Here is a 21844-nt window from a genome sequence, read left to right as displayed (position 1 = left end):
TCATCCGAGGGCCGCGACCCGGTCCCGGTATCCGCGTACCGCAGCCGCGTCCCGGTACGGCTCAAGACGGCGCTCGAAGTCCCGTACGTACTCCGTCGCCCGAACCGACCGCATCTCCGCCGCCTGCTGGGCCGCCTCCGCGCCGAGCAGACACGCCTGGTCGAGCTCACCGAGCCCGAGCCGGGCCGACGCCAGCACCACCCGGCAGAACAGCTTGCTCCGGGCGTACCCCGGGGCGCGCAGCTGCAGCGAGCGCTCCGCGTGCTGGGCGGCGGCCCGGTACTGCTGCAGATCGCGGTGACAGTGCCCGAACTCGTCGGCGAGCTGCGCCTCGTCGAAGTAGCGCGCCCAGTACGGTACGTCGTCCCCGGGCCGGGCGGTCTCCAGCGCGCGTTCCGCCCGCGCCAGCGAGGCCGCGCAGGTCCTGGCCTCGCCGAGCACGCCGTGCCCGCGCGCCTCGACGGCGTGCAGCAGGGCCAGCACGACGGGCGGCGCCGACGAGCCGATGCCCTGCTGGGCGACGCGCGCCAGCTGGACGGCTTCCCTGCCGTGCCCGAGATAGACCGCCTGCCGACTCATGGTGATCAGTACGTAACTGCCGTACGCCCGGTCCCCCGCCGCCTGTGCGAGCCGCAGCGCCTGGACGAAGTAGCGCTGGGCGAGACCGTGCGCCGCGATGTCGTACGAGGTCCAGCCCGCCAGCCGGGTCAGATCGGCGGCGGCCGAGAAGAGCCGCCGTCCGGTGGTCTCCCCGTACGTCCCGCGGAGCATCGGCTCGGCCTCGTGCTCCAGGTAGCGGACGAGGGCCTGGCGGGCGTGGCCACCGCCGTAGGCGTTGTCGAGGGTGCGGAAGAGCTCGCCGACGGAACGCAGGGCGGCGACATCGCCGCGGCTGACCTTCTGGCCGGATCCGCGGTCGGACTGCCGCTGCCGGGGGACGCCGGAGGCACCGGTTGCCGGCGGCGCGAGATGTACCGGAGGCCCAGCGGAGGCGGAGGGCGACGCGGCGGGCCCGGAGGGCCTGGCGGGCGCGGGCCCCCGGGCGCCGTACCGGCCTCCCGGCCCGCTCGCCCCGTGCGATCCATGCGCCCCCGCGTGGGTCGTGGCGTGCGCCCCGGCGTGCGAACCACGGGACCCGTTGGCCCCCACCGGCCCGCGCTGCGACCCGAGCGCCGGCGCCGCCTGGGTCCCACTGCCCGCGGCGGGGGCAGCCGTCTCGTTCCCCCTCCCCACCCACTCGTCGGCCCGTCCGATCAGCCAGTCGCGGCTGGGCACCACGAGCCCGGCCGGGGTGAAGGCGATCTTGCGCAGCTCCGCATGGCTGCCCGAGTCCTTCCGCCACAGGCCGCTGACGATGTCCACCGCCTCGGCCGGAGTGGCGGCGAACTCCAGACCGGCGTAGACGGGCGCACACGCGTCGAGGCCCAGGTCCTGCGCCGAGAGCCGGCGCCCGAGCCGCCGGGTGAAGACCTCGGCGATCAGTGCGGGGGTGGTCCCGCGCGGTTGCTGGCCGCGCAGCCAGCGAGTCACGGAGGTCTTGTCGTAGCGCAGATCCAGGCCGTGTTCGAGGCCGAGCTGGTCCACCCGGCGGGCGAGACCGGCGTTCGAGAATCCGGCTTCGGTGATGAGCGAGGCGAGCTGGCGGTTGGGGGTGCGCTGCGGAGGTCGTTCCGACATCAGCTGTACGGTCTCCTGCCTTCGCGGCCGCGCGGGCAGCCCTTATGGAACGGCGCGAATTTAGCGGGCCCTACGGCGGTCGCAGTCTCCTTCGCTTCACATTCATCCGATCGTGTGAGGATTGGGGGTGGCACTGACGGGAACAACCTGCCGGGCCACCGCTCCCGGGGCGGTCGTACAGTGGCCCGGGGCGCGAATCAGTGCATGGTGACGTGGTTCCGGGGCACCCCCCGGCTCCCGGTACCGCAAGTAGGGAGGCATCTCCGTGAGTGAGCTTCGGTTCGTCCGGCTGGGATTCGGCGAGGAAGCTGTCGACTACCAGGAGGCCTGGCAGAAGCAGCGCGAGGTGCACGCGGCCCGGTTCGAGGACACGGTTCCCGACACCTGTCTGCTGCTGGAACACCCGCCCGTCTACACGGCGGGACGCCGTACGACCGACAGTGAGCGCCCCCTGGACGGCACTCCGGTCGTCGACGTGGACCGCGGCGGAAAGATCACCTGGCACGGCCCCGGGCAGCTCGTCGGCTACCCGATCCAGAAGCTGCCGCGCCCGGTGGACGTCGTGGCGCATGTCCGCAGGCTGGAGGACGCGCTGATCCGTACGGCTGCCGAGTTCGGTCTGGAGACCAGCCGGGTCGAGGGCCGCAGCGGAGTCTGGGTGCTCGGCGACCCGGCCGAGGAGCGTCCGTCGCTCGGCGGCCTCTCCCTCGACTTCGACCCGCGGCTGCACGACGAGGAGTTCGACCCGCGGCTGAACGGCCCCGAGTACGCCCCGTCCAACGCCGGTCAGCGCCGCGAGGACCGCAAGCTGGCGGCGATCGGCATCCGGGTCGCCAAGGGTGTGACCATGCACGGCTTCGCGCTGAACGTGAACCCGGACAACACCTGGTTCGACCGGATCGTGCCGTGCGGCATCCGCGACGCGGGCGTCACCTCGCTCGCGTACGAGCTGGGCCGCGACGTCACGATCGCGGAGGTGCTCCCGGTGGTCGAGAAGCACCTGACGGACGTCCTGGAGAACGCGGAGCTCGCCCCGCGGGAGATCGACCGGGCCTCGGCCTGACCCGGAGCCCCGGGAATGGCCCGGCCCACCACCTGGTTGCCCAGGGGCAAGGGCCACACCCCAACCGCACAAATAGCGGGCGTACCCTGGTGTTCGCCGAAGAATCGAAGTCGTAGGGAGCCGGACGTGTCCGCTGTCGCACCCGACGGGCGCAAGATGTTGCGCCTGGAGGTCCGGAACAGCCAGACCCCCATCGAGCGCAAGCCCGAGTGGATCAAAACCCGGGCGAAGATGGGCCCCGAGTACAACCAGCTGCAGAAGCTCGTGAAGAGCGAGGGTCTGCACACGGTGTGCCAGGAGGCCGGCTGCCCGAACATCTTCGAGTGCTGGGAGGACCGTGAGGCCACGTTCCTCATCGGTGGTGACCAGTGCACCCGGCGCTGTGACTTCTGCCAGATCGACACGGGCAAGCCGCAGGCGCTGGACCGGGACGAACCCCGCCGCGTCGGCGAGTCGGTCGTCACGATGGACCTGAACTACGCCACGATCACCGGCGTCGCCCGCGACGACCTGGAGGACGGTGGAGCCTGGCTGTACGCGGAGACCGTGCGCCAGATCCACGCGCTGACGGCGGAGCGCGAGGCCGGTGCCACCAAGGTCGAGCTGCTGATCCCCGACTTCAACGCGGAGCCCGAGCAGCTGGCCGAGGTGTTCTCCTCTCGCCCCGAGGTGCTCGCGCACAACGTCGAGACGGTGCCGCGGATCTTCAAGCGGATCCGCCCCGGTTTCCGTTATGAGCGTTCCCTGGAGGTCATCACGCGGGCCCGCGAGGCCGGGCTGGTGACCAAGTCGAACCTCATCCTCGGTATGGGCGAGACCCGCGAGGAAGTGAGCGAGGCGCTCCAGGACCTCTACGACGCCGGTTGCGAGCTCATCACGATCACGCAGTACCTGCGGCCCTCCGTGCGCCACCACCCCGTCGAGCGCTGGGTGAAGCCGCACGAGTTCGTGGAGCTGAAGGAGGAGGCCGACGAGATCGGCTACTCCGGTGTGATGTCCGGGCCGCTGGTCCGTTCCTCGTACCGGGCCGGCCGGCTCTTCCAGCAGGCGATCGAGCGGCGCGGCGCGGCCACGACCGCGCCCACTGCCTGAACCCGGGCTGTGTGAATCCGGGCACAAGAAGCTACTGAACGGTACTGGCTGAATCGACGCGGCCCCTACGCTCCCCGCAGGTCGGGGACGCGTATGGGCCGCGTCGGCGTGCGCGGCGCTCATATCAAGGTTTCATTGGTGTTTGACCGAAAGGTCATGCGCTGGTAACACCGAGCAGTGACTCTGGATGCACGCAGCGCAGTGGTTCTCACGGCTGCCGCCGCCACTGCTCACCGTCTCCAGCCCGCGCAAGCAACTCCTGTAACCCACTCACTCCGCGCATCCGTTCCGAGGGGACTTCCACGATGCAGGCCGTGCCGGTACGCGCCACCGCCATTCCGTCCGTCACCGATGCTCTCCGCGCCGTCGAGTCGCTGCTGCTGAGCAGCGGCCAGCGCACCGCCCGCCGCAACGCCTGGACGGCCGTCCTCGAGGACCGCCGCCGCGCCAAGGACCGGGTCGAGACCGAGTACGTACTGGAGGCCGTGGCCGACCACCGCTCCTAGGCCACGTAAACTTCAGTACATGGCGAGGAAGGCAAACACTGACGGCGCGGACAGCGCCGAGAACGCGGGGCGGCTCAAGCAGATCGCCCTGACCTACAAGATGACCCGGCGGACCGACCCCAAGATCGGTCTTGTCGTCGCGGGTGTGGGAATCGTCACCTTCGGTGTCCTCCTCGCCATCGGCTTCTTGATCGACCACCCGATCTACCTGGGCATCCTGGGCTTCGTGCTGGCCCTCCTCGCGATGGCGATCGTCTTCGGGCGGCGTGCCGAGCGGGCGGCCTTCGGGCAGATGGAGGGACAGCCGGGTGCTGCGGCGGCGGTGCTGGACCGCGTGGGCCGCGGCTGGACCACGACTCCGGCAGTAGCGATGAACCGCAGCCAGGACGTCGTCCACCGGGCCGTCGGCAAGGCGGGCATCGTGCTGGTGGGCGAGGGCAACCCGAACCGGGTCAAGCTCCTGCTGGCGGCCGAGAAGAAGAAGATGGCCCGCATCCTCGTGGACGTACCCGTGCACGACATCGTCGTCGGCAACGACGAGGGCCAGGTGCCGCTGAAGAAGGTCCGCACGAAGATGCTGAAGATGCCGCGGGTCCTGACCGGCCCGCAGGTGACGGCGGCCAACGACCGGCTGCGGGCGATGGGCGACCTGATGAGCAACATGCCGCTGCCGAAGGGCCCCATGCCGAAGGGCATGCGGATGCCGCGCGGCGGCAAGATGCGCTGACGCCACACACTCGACGCACAAGAGGGCGGGCCGCGAACCACTGAGGTTCGCAGCCCGCCCTCTTCACATCTCCGCCTCGCCGGACCGCCTCAGATCCGCACCTGCACGGCGCGCGAGAGCCGGTCGTGCAGCCCGCGCCCGTCACGGTCCCAGACCAGTGCCGGAATCGCCAGGCACAGCAGCAAGCTCCGGATGATCACCCGCCCGAGACCGAGCCGACCGCCGCCCTCGCCGACGACACGGATACCCAGGATGCGCTTGCCCGGTGTACAGCCGACGGTCCCGACGGTGAGCACACTCAGTACGACAAAGATCCCGAGGGCCCAGTTCCCGGCCGCCTGCTGGTCACCGCGAGCGAACAGCCCGTATGCGATCAGCAGGCAGAGCGCCCAGTCGATGAAAAGAGCACCGAAGCGCCGGCCGAGCGGCGCGATCGCCCCCGGTCCTTCTTCGGGCAGACCGAGCCGCTTGCCCCGGTAGCCGAAATCGGCGCCCATGTCCTCGGCGGCCGCACGCGGCCCGGAGAGCCACGATCCGATTGCTTGCCTATTGTCCACCCGTCCACGGTACTGCGCCCCCCTCCACGCCCTGCCGGGTGGGGCCCTCCGGGCTCGCGGGCGCGGCCCCCCGGCCACCGCCCCGGTACGCCTCCGAGGTGCCGCCGACACCCGCCTCGGTTAACTTCGGCGAAACAAATGGGTCATGCTTGAGAAATCCGGCCTGCCTATGGTCGGGTCCAGCGTGTGCCACCGCACTGGCCGCACCACGAGCTACAACCCCGTCCCTCCCGGGCCGGGAGTAGGAGGAGTTGGATGTTCCAGAACGCCGACGACGCGAAGAAGTACATCGCCGACGAAGATGTCAAGTTCATCGATGTCCGGTTCTGTGACCTGCCCGGTGTGATGCAGCACTTCACCATCCCGGCAGCGGCATTCGACCCGACCGAGGAACTGGCCTTCGACGGCTCGTCGATCCGCGGCTTCCAGGCCATCCACGAGTCCGACATGGCGCTCCGCGCGGACCTGTCGACCGCCCGTGTCGACCCGTTCCGCCGCGACAAGACCGTCAACATCAACTTCTTCATCCACGACCCGATCACCGGCGAGCAGTACAGCCGTGACCCGCGCAACGTGGCCAAGAAGGCCGAGGCGTACCTCACCTCCACCGGCATCGCCGACACCGCGTACTTCGGCCCCGAGGCCGAGTTCTACGTCTTCGACAACGTCCGCTTCCAGACGTCGGAGAACGAGAGCTTCTACCACATCGACTCCGAGGCCGGCGCCTGGAACACCGGCTCCGAAGAGAACAACCGGGGTTACAAGGTCCGCTACAAGGGCGGCTACTTCCCGGTCCCGCCGGTCGACCACTTCGCCGACCTGCGTGCCGAGATCTCCCTTGAGCTGGACAAGAACGGCCTCCAGGTCGAGCGCCAGCACCATGAGGTCGGCACCGCCGGCCAGGCCGAGATCAACTACAAGTTCAACACGCTGCTCGCCGCCGCCGACGACCTGATGCTCTTCAAGTACATCGTGAAGAACGTCGCCTGGCGCAACGGCAAGACCGCGACCTTCATGCCGAAGCCGATCTTCGGAGACAACGGCTCGGGCATGCACGTCCACCAGTCCCTGTGGGCCGGCGGCGACCCGCTGTTCTACGACGAGCAGGGCTACGCGGGTCTCTCGGACATCGCCCGCTACTACATCGGCGGCATCCTCAAGCACGCGCCGTCGCTGCTGGCCTTCACGAACCCGACGGTGAACTCGTACCACCGCCTGGTCCCCGGCTTCGAGGCCCCGGTCAACATGGTCTACTCGCAGCGCAACCGTTCCGCCGCGATGCGTATCCCGATCACGGGCTCGAACCCGAAGGCCAAGCGCGTCGAGTTCCGCGCCCCGGACCCGTCGTCCAACCCGTACCTGGCCTTCTCGGCTCTGCTGATGGCCGGCCTCGACGGCGTGAAGAACAAGATCGAGCCGGCCGAGCCGATCGACAAGGACCTGTACGAGCTGGCTCCCGAGGAGCACGCGAACGTCCAGCAGGTCCCGACCTCGCTCCCCGCCGTCCTGGACGCCCTGGAGGCGGACCACGATTACCTCCTCGCGGGCGGCGTCTTCACGTCCGACCTGATCGAGACGTGGATCGACTACAAGCGCACCAACGAGATCGCCCCGATCCAGCTGCGCCCGCACCCGCACGAGTTCGAGCTCTACTTCGACATCTAAAGGACGGAGTCGGGCGACCTGGGTGGAAGCCCTGCAAACATGCTGTGACCTGCGAAAACTCTTCCCAGTAGTTCTCACTGTCACCGCTTGCTTTCCGCCCCCTTGTGCACCGAGTGTGCACCGCCCGGCCGATTCTCTGACGTGATGTCACAACGCTGCGAGGGCCGCTACCCCATAAGTCGGGGTAGCGGCCCTCGCTGGCTCGTCCAGGCTCTGTGTGCGGCGGCAGCCTTCTTGGTCTCCTAGTAATGGGCCAGGTTGGTGACCTGCGGCGATGGCTGCTGCAGGTCGCTGACCTGGCCTTTTTTCGATTGCTGGCGACGGGGTGCGACGGTCTTGATCGGGTGTTTTGCGGACTGTGTGCGGACTGCGCTTCCGGAGCGACTGGTCGAAGTGCAGCCACTGCAGCGGGGTAGATCTCTCCTTCCTGCCGATCAACACCACGAGGACGACAGCCGCAGCAAGGGACGCGCGCGCCCGGCCAGGGGCGACCTGGTGCGCATGTCGGAGTCCTGGGCTTAAGGGCTCACCACGAATCCCTTGGTCGCGCAGGCGCAGTCAGTCGAGGTCTGATCACCCTGGCGGAAGTCGCCGTCACCGCGTGGTGATCAGCCTTCGGCGGGGGCCAGGTCGGTTCCTTCGACCTGCTTGGCGAGGTTGGGGCGCTCCTTGATCAAGTCGGCGGCGATCGGGTCCTGGAAGTACTTCTTGTACAGCTTGACGTAGGTGCCGTCGTCGATCATCGCGTCGATCTGGGCGTCGATGTCCTTGAGGAGTTTCGGGTCGCCGCCCTTGCGCAGGGGGAACGCGCTGCCTTGGAGGCTGTCCTGCTCGACGGCGATTCGTACGGGCTGCTTCTCTACGTATTCGTCCGCGTCGGCGCCGCCGAGCACGATCGCCTCGACACCGCCGGAGAGCAGCTGCGAGATCAGGGCGGTCTGGTCCTTGAACTTCACGAGCTTCGCTTTGGGCATCCTATTGGCGACGAAGGCTTCCTGGACCGCGCCACTGACGACTCCGACCCGCTTGCCGTCGAAGTCCGGGAGCCGGGTCTCTTTGCCGCTCTTCTTGGTCACAACGGAGGTGAAGCCCCAGTAGTACGGGGTGGTGAAGGAGACCTGCTTGGCGCGCTCGGGAGTGGCGCCCACGCCGGCGACGCCGATGTCGTACTGCCCGGCGGACAGCCCGGCGAGGATGCCCTGCAGGTTCGTGGTCTTGTACTGGATCTTCACGTCGAGGCGTTTGGCAGCTTCATTCATCAGGTCGACGGCGAAGCCGGTGGGGTTGCCGGAGGCGTCGGTCACGGCGAAGGGGGGCTGCTCGGCCTGCGTACCGGCGGTGATCATTCCCTTCTGGACCAGCTTGTACTTGGCGGTCGAGGCGTTCGCAGAGCCGCTGTCGCTGTCGCCGCCGCAGGCGGTGAGGGGGAGCAGCAGGACGGCTGCGGCGCCGGCGAGAAGTGATCTGCGAAGGGTGGTGCTGTGCATGGGTGGGCTCCTGTACGGGGGACGGGCGTTCAGAGGACCTGGGAGAGGAACTGGCGCAGCCTGGGGTGTTCGGCGCGTTCGAAGATCCGGTCGGGGGTGTCGATCTCGGCAAGGCGGCCGTCGCACATGAAGGCGACGCGGTCGGCGGCCTCCCGGGCGAAGCCCATTTCGTGAGTGACGACGGCCATGGTCATGCCGCCCGACGCGAGGTCCCGCATCACGGCGAGCACGTCCTTGACCAGTTCGGGGTCAAGCGCGGAGGTGGCTTCGTCGAAGAGCATCACCTCGGGCTCCATGGCGAGCGCGCGGGCGATGGCGACGCGCTGCTGCTGGCCGCCGGACAGCTGTGCCGGCCGCCGGTCGGCGAAGGCGGAGAGGCCGACCTCCGCCAGCCGGCGCAGCGCGATCTGCCGGGCTTGCTCTCGGTCCATGCCCTTGACCGAGGTCAGGGCAAGCGTGACATTGCGCTCGACACTAAGGTGCGGGAAGAGGTTGAAGTGCTGGAAGACCATGCCGATGCGGGCGCGGGCGGCGTCGACGTCGGCACGCGGGGCGGTCAGGCAGGTCTCGCCGAGCCAGATCTCGCCGGAGTCGGGGGTCTCCAGAAGGTTGAGGCACTTCAGGAGGGTGGACTTGCCGGAGCCGGAGGGGCCGATCAGGCAGAGGGTCTCGCCGGCGCGAACGTCGATGGTGATGTCGCTCAGCACGGTATGGCTGCCGTAGCTCTTGCTGAGGCCGGTGACCCGCAACGCGGCGGGAGTGGCCGGGGCCCTGGTTACGGCGGTCATGCCTTCTCTCCTGCGGTGGCTGGAACGGGGGTCTGGGGGTCCGGGTCGGCGATGGCCAGGGGGTTCCCGAGTTTCGGGCCCTCGCGCAGCCGTTTGTCGAGGTGGTTCATGAAGTACGTCAGCGGAATAGTCAGGCAGAGGTAGCACAGGCCGGCGGCGATCAGCGGTGAGGAGTTGTAGGTGCGGGCGACCTCCTCCTGCGCGATGAAGTACAGCTCGCGCTGCCCGGCGGCCAGGCCGAGCAGATAGACCAGCGAACTTTCCTTGATGTCCTTGACGAACTGGCCGGCCATCGCGGGCAGCACGCGCCGGATGCCCTGTGGCACCACGACCAGCCGCATCGCCTTCAGGTAGCTCAGGCCGAGGCTGCGGGCGGCCTGTAGCTGGCCGGGGTCGACACTCTGGATGCCGGATCGGAAGATCTCCGCGGTGTAAGCGCCGGAGATGATGCCGATCGCCAGGATCGCGTAGCCGAACGGATCCGTGCCGAAGGGGCGGAACCCGGCGGCGGGCAGGCCCACGCCGACCAGCATGACCGTGATGATCACCGGCAGGCCGCGGAAGACATCGACGTACAGCCGGGCGGGGAGCCGTATCCACCAGCGGTTCGACAGCAGCAGCATCGCCGCGAGCAGGGCGATGACGATGCCCACGACGATGGCGCCGATCGCGATGACGATGGTGTTGAGCAGGCCCTCGGTGATCAGCCGGGGGAAGGTCTGGAGGATCAGGTCCCAGTTGAAGAACGTGTTGACCAGGGCATTGGATGCCAGGTCCTGCGGGGTGGAAGGGGCCATCACGACTCCTGACAGCGATTGGGTGCGGCAGCGGGAACGGACGCCTGGAACTCTTCGCGAACCGAAGTGAGGAATTCCGGCTCGCCGAGGAGGTCCAGGACCAAGGCGGCGATGCCCGTCGCGACCGTCTCAGCCGCGCCGTGGGCCTCCGGCGTACGGGCAGCCTCGCGCATCTGCGCGGAGTGCCCGGGGGTGTCACGAGGGCAGATCTGCACGTAGGGATGGATCACGGGCAGCTCGACGGACACATTACCGATGTCCGAGGAACCCGCCGGATTCGCCGGAGACGGCGGCTCCAGTTCCAGGCCGAGACCGGCGGTGTAGGCGGCAAGCCGGTCGGCCATCGTCATGTTGTTGTTGCGCTCGGTGTAGCGAGGCGCGGTCTCGGTGTGCTCGACGGTGGTGCCGGTGGCGAGCGCGGCGCCCTCGGCGGCGGCGAGCACCCGATTGAGTAGTTCATCCAGGGCGGTGGAAGCGGCCTCGCGTACGTAGATGTCCAGCTCGGCACGCTCGGGCACGACGTTGGGGGCGTCGCCGCCGTGCGTCACGATGCCGTGCACGCGGGCGGTCGGTGGCATGAACTGGCGCATCGAGTCGATCGCGTTGAGGAACAGCTGCGCGCCCGCAGCCGCAGAGCGGCCGTCCCAGGGCGCCTTGGCGGCATGCGCGGCGATGCCCCGGAAGGTCAGCCGCAGGTGGCTGGCGGCCAGCGCGTGCCGGGCCCGCAGGCTCCGGTCGGCCGGGTGGAACATCACCGCCGCGTCCACCCCTGCGAAGGCGCCGCGCTCCAGCATGAGGATCTTGCCGCCGCCGCCCTCCTCGCCGGGGGTGCCGATCACCTTGAGGACGCCCGGATGGTCGGGCTGTACAGCGGCCGCGGCGAGGGCGGCGGTCAGGCCGCCGGCCGCGATGAGGTTGTGGCCGCAGCCGTGGCCGATACCGGGCAGCGCATCGTATTCCAGCAGCACCGCGATCGTCGGGCCGTCCGTCGCACCCCGATGGGTGGCGGTGAAAGCGGTCGGCAGGTCGGCGATGCCCTTCTCCACCTCGAAACCCGCGGCGGCGAGCCGGCCGGCCAGTTGCTCGACGGCGTAGTGCTCCTCGAACCGCGTCTCCGGCATACCGTGCAGATCAAGGCTCAGCTCGTCGAGCGCGGGCCGGAGCTCACGCGCGGCGGCGCGTAGCTCATCGGGGACAAGGTGGTGCATGGAAGCTCCGGGAGGTTCTGGTACGGCGCCGGTACGGCGTACTGGGGCTGGCGAAACACTAGGAGCTGTCCGAGGAGCTGTGACTATGGTTACCGCGGTCGCGGTAAGCGACAGTCGGCGTTCCCGTGAACAGGAGGTGGCCATGAGCGTGGTCCTGCAGTTGTCCGGAGCCGCCCCGACCGACATCTCCGTAGGTGCGTCGCCGCTCGCTGAGCTGACCGCCGCGCTGCATGCCTATACGGAGGCCGAGCACCATCTGGGCACGGTTCGCTGGGCGCGCGGCCTGGACACCGAGGACTCCCCGGACGAACCGGGCACTGCCCTCGACCCCGGCCTACGGCTGCGCATCATGGGCTGGGCCCCGCTGTGGGCCTCGTACCGGGCCCGCTACCTGCTGCCGATGAGTGCCGACGCGGACCGTCCGTTCGACGCCGAGCTGGCGGCCATCGCGGACCTACCCCTTCCACGCTTTGCCGAGCTCACAGGCTACGCGGTGCGCGGCGGCAACTCCGGCGCGCCACTGGAGCGGGTACTTCATGATTCCGCGCAGCGCGAGAACCTGCTGGCCGCCGCCGAGCTGCGCTCCACGACCCGCGCCGAACTCGCCCGGCGGCTCTTCGACGACCCCGAGGCACTTCGCGACGACCTGCTGGCTTTGCTGGCCGATGCCGCCGACGCCCTGGAGCCGGACCTCCTACGGGCGGCCCGCACCATCGGCGCGCACCTGCCCGCGCTGCGGACCGATCTCGCGCACGACGGCCCCGGCGAGGCACTGGCCGGACTTGACCCGTCGGCGTCGTACCGCAGTGGACCGCCGCGAGTGGTCTTCGACAAGTTCCACCACGGCATCGTGAACGTCGCGACCACCGGGCTGCTGGTCTTGCCGTCCGTCTTCGGCCGTCCCCATCTGTTGGTCAAGCACGAGCCCGGGGCGGCTGCCGTCGTCCAGTACCCGCTGCTGCCCGAGGGCGGCGCCCGGCCCGGCTACGCGGCGGTGAACCGGCGCCTCGACGTCCTGCGCGACCCCGCCCGGCAGCGCATCGCGCGGGCCATCGCACGCGAACCGCTCACCCCGTCCGAACTGGCGGCCCGAAGCGGCATGACCCTGCCCCAGGTCTCCAGGCACCTCGCGCGGCTGCGCGAGGCCGACCTCGTGACGGTCGACCGCGAAGGCCGCCGCGCCTACTACCAACTGGATCTGGACTCGGTGCGCCGCATCGGCGAAGACCTCCTCACGGCGCTGTTCCGCTGACTGGGGGCGCTCCGGCCAGAGATACGGGCATGCGGCGAGCAGGCGAGGAGGCCCTCACACAGGCCGGAAAAGGGCGCACGCAATGCGCGCCAGCAGGCGGAGAACGAGGCAGCCGAGCGCAAGGGCCGCAAGCCCGTCGAACTGCGGCACATGGTGACCCACGACTTGCGGCACTTCTACGCCTCCGCTCTCATCGCCGGCGGCGCGAGCGCTGGGCCATCAATAGGGCGGCAGCTACCACGAGTCGAAGCACCGACCACATCAGCTGGCTCCTGGACGACCCCGTCGCTTCCTCGGCCTCTGGGACTTTATCGCCAGCCGGCAAGGGAGATCTGTGTGCCGCCCGCGAGGTATCGGTGTAGGGCGCTTGAGGTGGTGTCTACGAAGTTCTCGGGAATTGCGTCTGCGTCGACCCAGCGGACCTGCGCGTGCTTGCGGGGTTCGCGGTTCTCGGGTTCGCCGGCCCATTCGTGGGTGGTGAAGACGACGGTGAGGAAGCCGCTGGGGGCTTCGACGCCCCAGGCTCCGTGGATGATGTGGGCGACCTTGAGGGACCCGGGCTTCACTGTGAGGCCGGTCTCTTCGTAGAGCTCACGGACTGCGGTCTCGGTGATCTGCTCGCCGGGTTCGCTCTTGCCGACCGGCAGGTCCCACATGCCCTGGGCGAACTTGGCCTGGTCGCTGCGTTGGAGGAGGACGACGCGGTTGGTGGCCTTGTCGTGGACGATGACTGCGGCGACCAGCAGGGTCATCGATTCAAGCGCCGGCTTGAGGGCCTTCGGCTGGTCGTCGGTCTGCTGGGTCACGGGGTTCCCTTCGTCGGACGGTTGTCGGGCATGTTAGGCGAGGGTTTCGCGGGCGCGGCGGGCGAGATCTGCGGCGCCGGTGACTTTGCGCCGCTGGTAGACCGCGAGCGTGGAGCGGATTGAGGTGATCGCTTTGCGGGTGCGGTCGGAGGTCATGCCCTCCATGAGGACCAGGGCCTGTGTCCAGGCGGCGACGGCTTCGTCGGCGCGGGCCTGGGCGGCGAGGCTGTCGCCGAGGTCGGCGTGGGTGAGGGCGTGGACGCGCTTGTACTTCTTGGGGTCCCAGCGAGTGAGGGCGTCCCGGTGCTGCTGTTCGGTGCCGACGTGGTCGGCGAGGTCGGTCAGCGTGCGGGCGGTGTGACTGGCCACGGTGCCGGCGGCGGGACCGCTGACGCGGGAGTAGCTGGGCTGGGGGGCGTCGTCACGTAGGAGCGCGTCTTCGGCGGCGAGTAGGGCACGTGCGGCCAAGGGGTGCTCGTTGACGGCCGCGTAGGCGCGGGCGTGGGTGATGTGGAGGAGGGCTTCAGTCTGGCCGTCGATGTGGTCGGCGCCTTGGGCGAGGGCGGCTTCGGCGAGTTCGATGCAGTGGTGGGGCTGCTTGAGGCTGAGGGCCTGGTGGGCGAGGGCGCGCATCATCCAGGCTGCGTGGCCATGGGGGTCGGCTTCGCAGGCGAGCTGGTAGCCGACCTGGTAGTAGCGCTGGGCGGCCCCCTCCTGGCCCAGGTCGTGGTGCTTCCACCCTGCGAGGTAGGCGAGTTCGGCGACCGCACCGAAGGCTGCCCGGCGTAAGGCTTCGCTGGGAAAACGTCCGCGCAGCATGGGTGCGGCGGTGTCGGCGAGGTAGGCGGTGACGGTGGTTAGGCCGTGACCGCCGCCGAGGCGCTCGTCTGCGGCGCTGAAGGCCGTGGTGATCTGTCGTACGACGTCCACGTCCTCCACGCCGATCAAGGATGCGCCGGTACGGGCACGGAGCATTCGGGCGGTGGCCTCGTGGTCGTAGCCGAGCGGCATCGCGACGCCGGCTGTGGTAAAGACCGCGATGGCGAGGAAGCGGCGGCGCTCGACGTCGGCGCGTCCGAGGTCGGTGACAGCGAGAACGGGATCAGATTCCGCCGGCTCTTCGGCGTCGGCTGCGCGGAGGCCGATCTCGGTCTGGGTGATCGTGCGTCTCGCTCGGCGGGACAGTGACTCGGCGAGGTACTGGCCCACTTGCCCGGACGGCGCGCGGGTGCCGTTCACCCAGTGGGAGATGGCCGACTTGTTGGTCTGGAGGATCTCGCCGTTCTCGGCGGCGATGCGCCGCACGTCCCTGGCGAGAGCCTCGTAGGTGCAGCCGACCGCGTCGACGGCATCGCGCAGGCAGGAATTGGGTTCTCTCTGCGCCGCCACGATCGCCTCCACTCCGGAGCTGTAAACCGCGTATACCGCTTCAACTGCCCTCCACCGTACCCACTGAGCGTGACCACCGGTTCACTTGTCAGCAGCCGCCCGGAACGGCGCGACCGTGATCCAGGCTCCCCCTTGGTCCGGGCGGCACTCCGAAGTTCCGTACACCCACACCGGGTTCGGGCATTTCTATGCCCGGACCCGGCCGAACAGAGACGGAGACACGGTGACCACTATCGACCCGGCCGAGTACTTCTTCCGTTTCGAGTCGAACACGTGGCTCGTCGCCGACTGGGAGCTGGTCAAGGCCCAGCTCCTGGACGTGGACGAGACGACCGAGAGCGCGGTCGAGCAGCTCGCGCTCGACTTCATCAAGAACCACGGCGAGTCCACGTCCGACGCCGCCCGCGTACTCGTCACCGCGTACGAGGTGTACGCGTTCCTCTTCCGTGACGAGCACCTGGCCGGCCTCGACCTGCCGCGGATCACCGCTGATCACCGCTGATCACCGCTGATCACCGCTGATCACCGCTGATCACCTGCGAATGCTCCGCGAGGCGGCCACGCTCATGGCGCTCAACAAGGTCGAGCTGGACGGGCACATCTCCAACGTCGGCCCGTGCTGGTTCTTCCCCGCCGCCACCTCCGTCGTCTTCGACCTGGACGACGAGATGGGCGGGATGCTCGACGAGGTCTACCACGGCGGCTGGTTCAACGAGCACCGCCGGATCGAGTCCATCAAGGCCCACGCCGCGCTCGGTGGACGGCTCGTGCACGGCTGCCAGTCCGTGCCGGACCAGACCGGCGGCGTCGTGGCGCCCTACGGTGCCTCGATGGCCAACTTCCGTGACGACCTTGCCGCGTTCAAGGCGGTCTGGATCGAGCAGGTCTACGCCCACCGCGTGAACCCCGCCGCGTAGCCCCCCACCCGATCAGGCTCCGGGGCGGGCCGGCACTTCTCGCCCGCCCCGGACGCCTCAACATCCCCGGAGCCCTCACGTGACCACGAACCCCAGCGCCGAACTCCTCGACAACCTGCTCACCGTGGCCGGCCGGGCTACCGCCGTACAGGAGGAGGTGCGCGTGTGGTCCATGTCCGGCGTCGAGCGCGTGACCTTCCCCGACGGTGCCACGGCCATCTTCAAGTACGCCAAGAAGCCCTTCGACAACGAGGACCAGGCCCTCCGCCTGGCCCACACCCTCGGCGTCCCCGTCCCCCAGGTCCACGCCTCCGCCGTCCTCGACGGCTGGCTCGGCATGCTCATGGAGGACCTCGGTCCCGCCGTCCGCGAGGCCGACGACCTCGACGGCGTCGCCGCGGCCGTGGTCCTGCACGGCACCCGTACGGCTCCCGCCCTGCCCGTACTCGACCAGGAGCGGCTGCGAACGCTGCCGGCCCGCGCGCTGGAGCACCTCGGCAGGCTGCGCAAGGCCGAGCGGTGGCAGGACGCGGACGACGTCGAGGACGCTCTCGACCGGATCGCCCAGGCCGCCGGGGCCCGCTCGGCCGGGGCGACGCTGGCGCCGTTCGGCTGGGTGCACTCCGAGTTCCACCCCACCAGCCTCCACATCGGACAGCAGGGAGGCTGGCGGCTGCTCGACTTCGCCCGCGCCTTCACCGGCCCCAGCCTGCTCGACCTCGCCAGCTGGCACGGCACCACCGAACCCCCGCACCCCCTGCGCCTACGCGTCTTGCTGGAGCAGTACGTGACCGCCGGCGGCACCCCCGACGCCCTCGCCAAGCGCGGCGGGCTCACCGCCGAGAACTGGGCCCTGGGCTGGCACCGCATGTGGGCCGTCGAGTGGTTCATGGAGCAGTCCATCCGCTGGATCAACGACCCGGCCACCGACCCCGCCTACATCAAGGCCGTCCGCCGCCACCTCACCGACGTCCTCCACCTCCTGGAGATCTGACGTGCTCGCCCAGGCATCCCCGTGGCACGTCCACGCCGTCCAGCGGACCGCCGTCGGACTCGCCGAACCGCTGTCCGTGCCTGCGCGGATGGAGTGGACCACCCGGCCCGGCCAAGGACCCGGAGCCGAGATCCTCGGCGCGGACCTACGCGGCAAGCGGGTGGTGGAACTCGGCTGCGGCCCCGGCCACAACGCCGCCCACCTCGCCACCCGCCACGGCGCCCACGTCACCGGCATCGACCTCGTCGGACTCCAGGTCCGCCGCGCCCGCTCCCACTACGGAAGGCTCAACAACCTCACCTTCGTCGCCGGCCACTCCCTGCACTACCTCCAAGCCTCCGACGAGCAGTTCGACGCGATCTACTCCGTCTTCGGCGCCGTCGGGCTCGTCGCGCCCGAGCTCCTGCTGCCGGCCATCGCGGAGCACCTCAAGCCCGGTCGGATGCTCGCCTTCTCCATCCCTCACCCGCAACGCGGAGGCCGAAGCCCCTCCGGCGACGACCGGCCCCGCCGCGACTACGTCACTCTTCCCGACCGCAACCGGCTCCCCATCGCCCGCTGGGAGTTCTCCACCGACCGGTGGGAGAAGCACCTCAGCCAGGCGGGTTTCTGGCTCACGTCGGCCCAGGAGTTCTACGACGCCCGCATGGGCCACTGGCCCACCACCCTGCTGATCCGCGCTCGCAAGCTCTGACAGCCATTCGCCCCGGCTTCCCCTGGAGGAACCGATGCGCACGCCCTACCTGCTCCTCGACATCGACGGCATCCTCATACCCTTCCCCGACGCGGACGGTTCGACCCCGGCCACCCACGCCCGCCACGACGTCGTCCCTACCGACCGCAGCGCCGACAACCCAGTCACCGTCTGGCTCAACCCCGACCACGGCCGCCTGCTCATGGACGTGATCCGTACCGGCCTGGTCACCCCCGTCTGGTGCACCAGCTGGCGGCAGGACGCCACCACCCTGATCGGTCCGCTCCTCGACCTCCCGCCTCTGCCGCACGTCGACCTGCCGCGTCCCCAGATCACCACCAGCCACCCCAACGGCTACCTGTGGAAGCGCGACCACGTCGACGCCTGGCTGGGCGACGCCCCCGCTGTGTGGATCGACGACGACTTCACCAGCCTCGACCACGCCTGGGCCGCAGAGCGCACCGCCCGTGGCGCGGCGACCCTCCTGATCCAACCTGACCCCCGTGCCGGACTCCAGGCTGAACACTTGACCGAGGCCCGGGCGTGGGCAGGGCGGCTGCTCGCTGTGCGGACTGCTGCACCTGCTGCTCCGAGCGAAACCGAAGCAGCCTGACGCGAATCCGGGGCAGAAGGGCCGATGCCCCCGCCACGACGCTTGGCGAGGGCATCTGACCGGGGTCAGCGGTGCCGACCGCGCTCTCCGGGCCTCATGGCTACTGGAGTGGCCGGTGGGTACGGCGTGGCGGACATGGACGATGTCCCACTGACGGTGCTTCGCCTGCGAGCCGCTTGAGCCCGCCTGTTCGGTTGAGCGGTGATGCGCCAGTTGAGAACCTCGGCTGGGCGCTCGGCACTGCCGAGTTCTCGCTGGGTGCCGACCGTGGCCAGGAGGTGCCGGGGGTTGTGGCCGGCAGTCTCGGCGCGGGCGAGGGGCGTTGTCAGGGCGGCCCACGAGGGGTCGGCGAGGACGCGGTCGGCGTGGTCGGGAAGGGCCGCGCGAAGGTCCTGCTCGAAACGGTTGGCGGTTGTGGCGCGTGGAGCGCGGCGGGCGAGGTCCGCCAAGACCGGTGCGGCGGCCTGCTGGTAACCCGCCTGGAGGTGGCGGAACGCTTCCTCGGCTGCTGCCGCCTGCTGGTCGTGGTCGCGTTGCTCGTGCCACTTGGCAGCGGCGCGGGTCAAGTGCAGGGCCGCGAAGAGCACGGCTATGGCGAGCCCGCCTGGCTCGCTGGAGGCATAAGCGAGTTCCTTGGCGGCCTGTCGCAGCGCGGTAGCGGCCTGGTGGTCGGCCCGGATCGTTGAGCGGCGAGCCCGGTTGAACGCCCCGGCTGCCGCCACCAATTCGTGCCTGTGTCGGCCAGGTGTGGCGAGAGCCATGTTGTGCAGGGCGTCGCCGAAGGCATCCAGGTGGCCCTGGGCCGCGGGGTCGTCCGCCGAGCTGAGGATGGTGCATGCCGCGTTGAGGGCGCTCTCGGCGCGGCACCATGGCGTGTTGGGATCCGCCACGTGCTGTGCGCGGTCGGCCACTTCCTGGGTGGCGAGCCGTTCGCGCAGGCGGTTGATGGACAGGTCGGGTGCGAGTTTCGAGCCGCCGTACCAGACGGGTTCGTCGGCCGCGTTGGTGTCACCAGGTGCAGCGAGGCTGTAACCGATCACCTCACCGGTCTCGGGGCCGAGGCGGGTCTTGACCTTGATGCCCAGGGATTGCAGCACGGTGAAGTAGTCGGCTTCGGTCCGTATGCCGGCGGCGACCGTGTACGCCTGCTCGCGCAACCACTGCCGCGCTGTGACCGTCTGGCCCTGGCGATCGGCCTTGGCGCGTTCGGCGCCGGTGGGCGTGCGCGGAGCGGTGAGGTCGCCGGACTTCAGGCGGCGCAGCCCGAACTCGGCTTCGATCTTGCGGCACTCGGCTTGGGCCCGCTGTCCGTCGCGGTGGGTGCGGGGGCGGCGTCCGTCGGCGCGGACGGTGGTGGCCATGATGTGAATGTGGTCGTCGGCGTGACGCACCGCGATCCAACGGCATGCCTTCTCGTCCCCCTCGGGGGCGATGCCGGCTGCGTGAACGACGCGGCGGGAGACCTCGGCCCACTCGGCGTCGGTGAGGTAGCGGTCGCCGGGCGCGGTGCGGACCGGGCAGTGCCAGACATGCTGAGGTGGTTTCTTGCCGCCCAGTTCGCGGGTGCGCAGGTCGACGTGGTGGTCGAGGCGCTTGGCGAGCAGGGTGTAGCTGGCCTCGCTGTCGCGGCCGGGGTCGGGGGCGCCGGCCATGTCCCAGGCAGCGACGATATGAGGGTCGGTGTGCTCGTCGCGGCGGCCGGGGCCGAAGAGGTAGACGATCAGTCCGCGGGTGTCGGAGCCGGTGGAGACGTCAGGCACCATGTGCAGCGCCCTCCGCCAGGAGTTGGTCGATCAGTCGGTAGCTGCTCTGGGCCGCTTGCTCGACGCGGTCCAGCACCGTCTCGGCATGCTCGGGCACTGTTCCTCGGTAGATGGCTGCGGTGATCTGGTTGAGGTTGCTGCCGATGCGGTTCAGCGCGACCGTGTGTGCCTCGACGGCCTCGATCAGCGGGCGGAGAGGATCGTCCTCCGGGCTGCCCACCAGCCCCGCCTTGCCGAGGGCAACGGCGAGCGCGGCGTCGCCGACGAATCCGGCGAACTTCTGACCGCGCTGGTGGGCGGCGGCGCTGATCAGGCGGACCGCGGTCGGGGTGAAGCGGATGGTCTCGCGCTTCTCGACGGTGCGCTTGCGGTTCATCAGCGCGGGCAGGATGGGGGCGTCGGGATCCCGCCAGGAAGGCTGTTCGGTGGGCGGTCGTATGTCGGTCGGCGGCTGGGTGCGCAGGGCGACGGAGTCGGCCGCGGGCGGACCACTGGTCTTGGCTGTGCCCTCCTCTGGCTCGGGCGCCCCCTGGTGCCCGGCCTCCTCCTCCGCCACCCCTGGGGCGGAGGCAAGCGCGGACGAAGCCTCGTTAGTACTGCAACCGCATGTGGCGTGACGGGTCGTCGTTTTGGTCGTTGGGCTGACTGTGTGATGAATCGCTGACGGTCGCGCAGATCGAGGGCTGGTCCGATGGGATAGCCGGGCTTCATGCCCGGTTTGCGGGACGTTTTGGCCGATCGGAGCCACGTGAGCGGGCGTTGGACTACCTGTCCACGTTGCTCGCGCCGCTGGAAAGGAAGAATGGGTGGACGCTGGCTGAGCAGGCCGGCCAGCGTCGCCCGGACGGTTTCCAGCGGCTGCTGAACTTCGCCGACTGGGACGAGCACGCGGTCCGCGACGATGTGCGCGACTTCATCGTCGAGACGATCGGCAGCAAGGACGCGGTACTGATCGGGGACGACACCGGCTTCCTGAAGAAGGGCGTCAAGTCGGCCGGGGTCCAGCGGCAGTACTCCGGAACGGCCGGGCGCACGGAGAACTGCCAGATCGGCACGTTCCTGGCCTACGCCTCCGCCGCAGGCCGGGCCTTGATCGACCGCGAGCTGTATATCCCTGTCTCCTGGACGGATGACAGGGAACGGTGCCGGGCGGCGGGGATCGGTGACGAGGTGCCCTTCGCCACGAAGATCGAGCACTTCAAGTGGATGCTGCAACGCGCGATCGACGCACGCGTCCCTTTCGCCTGGGTCACCGCGGATGAGGCATACGGCCAGGTCAAACACATGCGGGCCTGGCTGGAGGAACGACACGTCGCCTACGTCCTGGCCACCAAGGTCAACGACACCGTGCCCACCACCGGCGGCACGGACGCCGAGGTCCGCGACCTGGTCACCGCCGTGCCCCGGCAGGCATGGAAACGGATCTCCGCTGGTGCGGGCGCGCACGGCCAGCGGTTCTACGACTGGGCCCGGATCGCAATCCGCCCGGCATGGGAGGACGGCTTCGGGCACTGGGTCCTGGCCCGCCGCAGCATCAGCGACCCCACCGAGATCGCCTACTACGTCTGCTACGGCCCCGTCACCTCCCGGCTGAAAGACCTGGTCAGGACCGCTGGCGCACGTTGGCAGGTGGAGGAATGCTTCCAGATCGCGAAGGGAGAGTGCGGTCTGGACCACTATCAGGTCCGTCTCTACCGGGCCTGGTACCGGCACATCACCCTGGCAATGGCCGCCCTCGCCTACCTGACCGCCATCCGCGCCGCAGAAGCCGCAAAAGGGGCAGCGGAAACGACGAGCAAGACCTCATACCCCTCAGCGTCCCGGAGATCCGCCGACTGATCGGGCACGT

General features: G+C 69.5%; 20 protein-coding genes and 2 pseudogenes. 12 read left to right on the top strand and 10 right to left on the bottom strand.

The genetic code is table 11. From position 1 onward, the window contains the following. Window positions 1-1677 (bottom strand): regulator, encoded by a 1677-nt coding sequence (locus OG395_RS36870; RefSeq protein ID WP_327246802.1) that lies wholly within the window; start codon window positions 1675-1677, stop codon window positions 1-3. 265 nt (window positions 1678-1942) lie between these two features. Between OG395_RS36870 and lipB the strand changes: the two genes are divergently transcribed. The 4 genes from lipB (at window position 1943) to OG395_RS36850 (ending at window position 5065) form a co-directional block, all read left to right on the top strand. Further along, entirely contained in the window at window positions 1943-2740 is a 798-nt protein-coding gene (lipB, locus tag OG395_RS36865) for a lipoyl(octanoyl) transferase LipB (RefSeq protein ID WP_327246801.1), read from the top strand. Window positions 2741-2866: 126 nt separating this feature from the next. Continuing rightward, window positions 2867-3832, top strand: a complete 966-nt coding sequence (gene lipA, locus OG395_RS36860) for a lipoyl synthase (protein WP_266986446.1) — start codon at window positions 2867-2869, stop codon at window positions 3830-3832. 305 nt (window positions 3833-4137) lie between these two features. Beyond that, entirely contained in the window at window positions 4138-4338 is a 201-nt protein-coding gene (locus OG395_RS36855) for an SCO2195 family GlnR-regulated protein (protein ID WP_037693926.1), read from the top strand. A 19-nt stretch (window positions 4339-4357) separates the two neighbouring features. Then, window positions 4358-5065 (top strand): DUF4191 domain-containing protein, encoded by a 708-nt coding sequence (locus OG395_RS36850; protein ID WP_327246800.1) that lies wholly within the window; start codon window positions 4358-4360, stop codon window positions 5063-5065. Window positions 5066-5154: 89 nt separating this feature from the next. Here the strand turns inward: OG395_RS36850 and OG395_RS36845 are convergent, their stop codons facing one another. After that, the gene (locus OG395_RS36845; RefSeq protein WP_327246799.1) at window positions 5155-5622 is read right to left on the bottom strand and encodes an RDD family protein; all 468 of its coding nucleotides are present in this window, start codon (window positions 5620-5622) and stop codon (window positions 5155-5157) included. A 255-nt stretch (window positions 5623-5877) separates the two neighbouring features. On the opposite strand from OG395_RS36845, the gene glnA reads away from it, so the two are divergent. Next, the gene (gene glnA, locus OG395_RS36840) at window positions 5878-7287 is read left to right on the top strand and encodes a type I glutamate--ammonia ligase (protein ID WP_327246798.1); all 1410 of its coding nucleotides are present in this window, start codon (window positions 5878-5880) and stop codon (window positions 7285-7287) included. A gap of 608 nt (window positions 7288-7895) precedes the next feature. Here glnA and OG395_RS36835 read toward each other — a convergent pair. Genes OG395_RS36835 through OG395_RS36820 form a run of 4 tightly spaced genes read right to left on the bottom strand, consistent with a single transcriptional unit; the run spans window position 7896 to window position 11567 of the window. Continuing rightward, the gene (locus OG395_RS36835) at window positions 7896-8774 is read right to left on the bottom strand and encodes a substrate-binding periplasmic protein (RefSeq protein WP_327246797.1); all 879 of its coding nucleotides are present in this window, start codon (window positions 8772-8774) and stop codon (window positions 7896-7898) included. 29 nt (window positions 8775-8803) lie between these two features. Next, window positions 8804-9562 (bottom strand): amino acid ABC transporter ATP-binding protein, encoded by a 759-nt coding sequence (locus OG395_RS36830; RefSeq protein ID WP_327246796.1) that lies wholly within the window; start codon window positions 9560-9562, stop codon window positions 8804-8806. After that, window positions 9559-10359, bottom strand: a complete 801-nt coding sequence (locus OG395_RS36825) for an amino acid ABC transporter permease (protein ID WP_327246795.1) — start codon at window positions 10357-10359, stop codon at window positions 9559-9561. Before OG395_RS36825 ends, OG395_RS36830 begins: the two co-directional genes overlap by 4 nt. Beyond that, window positions 10359-11567, bottom strand: a complete 1209-nt coding sequence (locus OG395_RS36820) for an amidohydrolase (RefSeq protein ID WP_327246794.1) — start codon at window positions 11565-11567, stop codon at window positions 10359-10361. Before OG395_RS36820 ends, OG395_RS36825 begins: the two co-directional genes overlap by 1 nt. A 142-nt stretch (window positions 11568-11709) precedes the next feature. Here OG395_RS36820 and OG395_RS36815 point away from each other — a divergent pair, with 142 nt between their 5' ends. Next, on the top strand, window positions 11710-12819 hold the full coding sequence (locus tag OG395_RS36815) for an ArsR/SmtB family transcription factor (protein WP_327246793.1): 1110 nt from the start codon (window positions 11710-11712) through the stop codon (window positions 12817-12819). A gap of 75 nt (window positions 12820-12894) precedes the next feature. Next, window positions 12895-13029: pseudogene (locus OG395_RS36810) on the top strand (tyrosine-type recombinase/integrase); the annotation flags it as partial. Window positions 13030-13127: 98 nt separating this feature from the next. On the opposite strand, the gene OG395_RS36805 reads toward OG395_RS36810, so the two are convergent. Both OG395_RS36805 and OG395_RS36800 read right to left on the bottom strand, forming a co-directional pair. Beyond that, a complete protein-coding gene (locus tag OG395_RS36805) occupies window positions 13128-13625 on the bottom strand; it encodes an NUDIX domain-containing protein (RefSeq protein WP_327246792.1) in 498 nt (165 codons plus the stop codon). A 33-nt stretch (window positions 13626-13658) separates the two neighbouring features. Next, window positions 13659-15014, bottom strand: a complete 1356-nt coding sequence (locus tag OG395_RS36800; RefSeq protein WP_327246791.1) for a tetratricopeptide repeat protein — start codon at window positions 15012-15014, stop codon at window positions 13659-13661. Window positions 15015-15243: 229 nt separating this feature from the next. Between OG395_RS36800 and OG395_RS36795 the strand changes: the two are divergent. The 4 genes and pseudogenes from OG395_RS36795 to OG395_RS36780 all read left to right on the top strand — a co-directional run. Then, a pseudogene (locus OG395_RS36795) lies at window positions 15244-15931 on the top strand (hypothetical protein); the annotation flags it as partial. 79 nt (window positions 15932-16010) lie between these two features. Further along, a complete protein-coding gene (locus tag OG395_RS36790) occupies window positions 16011-16925 on the top strand; it encodes an aminoglycoside phosphotransferase family protein (RefSeq protein ID WP_327246790.1) in 915 nt (304 codons plus the stop codon). Window position 16926: 1 nt separating this feature from the next. Further along, window positions 16927-17619, top strand: a complete 693-nt coding sequence (locus tag OG395_RS36785; RefSeq protein ID WP_327246789.1) for a class I SAM-dependent methyltransferase — start codon at window positions 16927-16929, stop codon at window positions 17617-17619. Window positions 17620-17653: 34 nt separating this feature from the next. Continuing rightward, entirely contained in the window at window positions 17654-18232 is a 579-nt protein-coding gene (locus OG395_RS36780; RefSeq protein WP_327246788.1) for an HAD domain-containing protein, read from the top strand. Between the two features lie 65 nt (window positions 18233-18297). On the opposite strand, the gene OG395_RS36775 is transcribed toward OG395_RS36780, so the two are convergent. Together OG395_RS36775 and OG395_RS36770 are read right to left on the bottom strand one after the other, a co-directional pair. Continuing rightward, complete coding sequence (locus OG395_RS36775; protein ID WP_327246787.1) at window positions 18298-19995, bottom strand: relaxase/mobilization nuclease domain-containing protein; 1698 nt, start codon at window positions 19993-19995, stop codon at window positions 18298-18300. Next, on the bottom strand, window positions 19985-20551 hold the full coding sequence (locus OG395_RS36770; RefSeq protein WP_327246786.1) for a hypothetical protein: 567 nt from the start codon (window positions 20549-20551) through the stop codon (window positions 19985-19987). The genes OG395_RS36775 and OG395_RS36770 overlap by 11 nt, the downstream gene beginning before the upstream one ends. 119 nt (window positions 20552-20670) lie before the next feature. Between OG395_RS36770 and OG395_RS36765 the strand changes: the two genes are divergently transcribed. Then, entirely contained in the window at window positions 20671-21834 is a 1164-nt protein-coding gene (locus OG395_RS36765) for an IS701 family transposase (protein ID WP_327249570.1), read from the top strand. The last annotated feature ends 10 nt before the right edge of the window (window positions 21835-21844 follow it).

The organism is Streptomyces sp. NBC_01320, from assembly GCF_035974375.1.
Classification (GTDB): Bacteria; Actinomycetota; Actinomycetes; order Streptomycetales; family Streptomycetaceae; genus Streptomyces; species Streptomyces yanii.
Note: the sequence above shows the minus strand (reverse complement) of the source record. Positions and strands in the feature narration are given on the sequence as shown.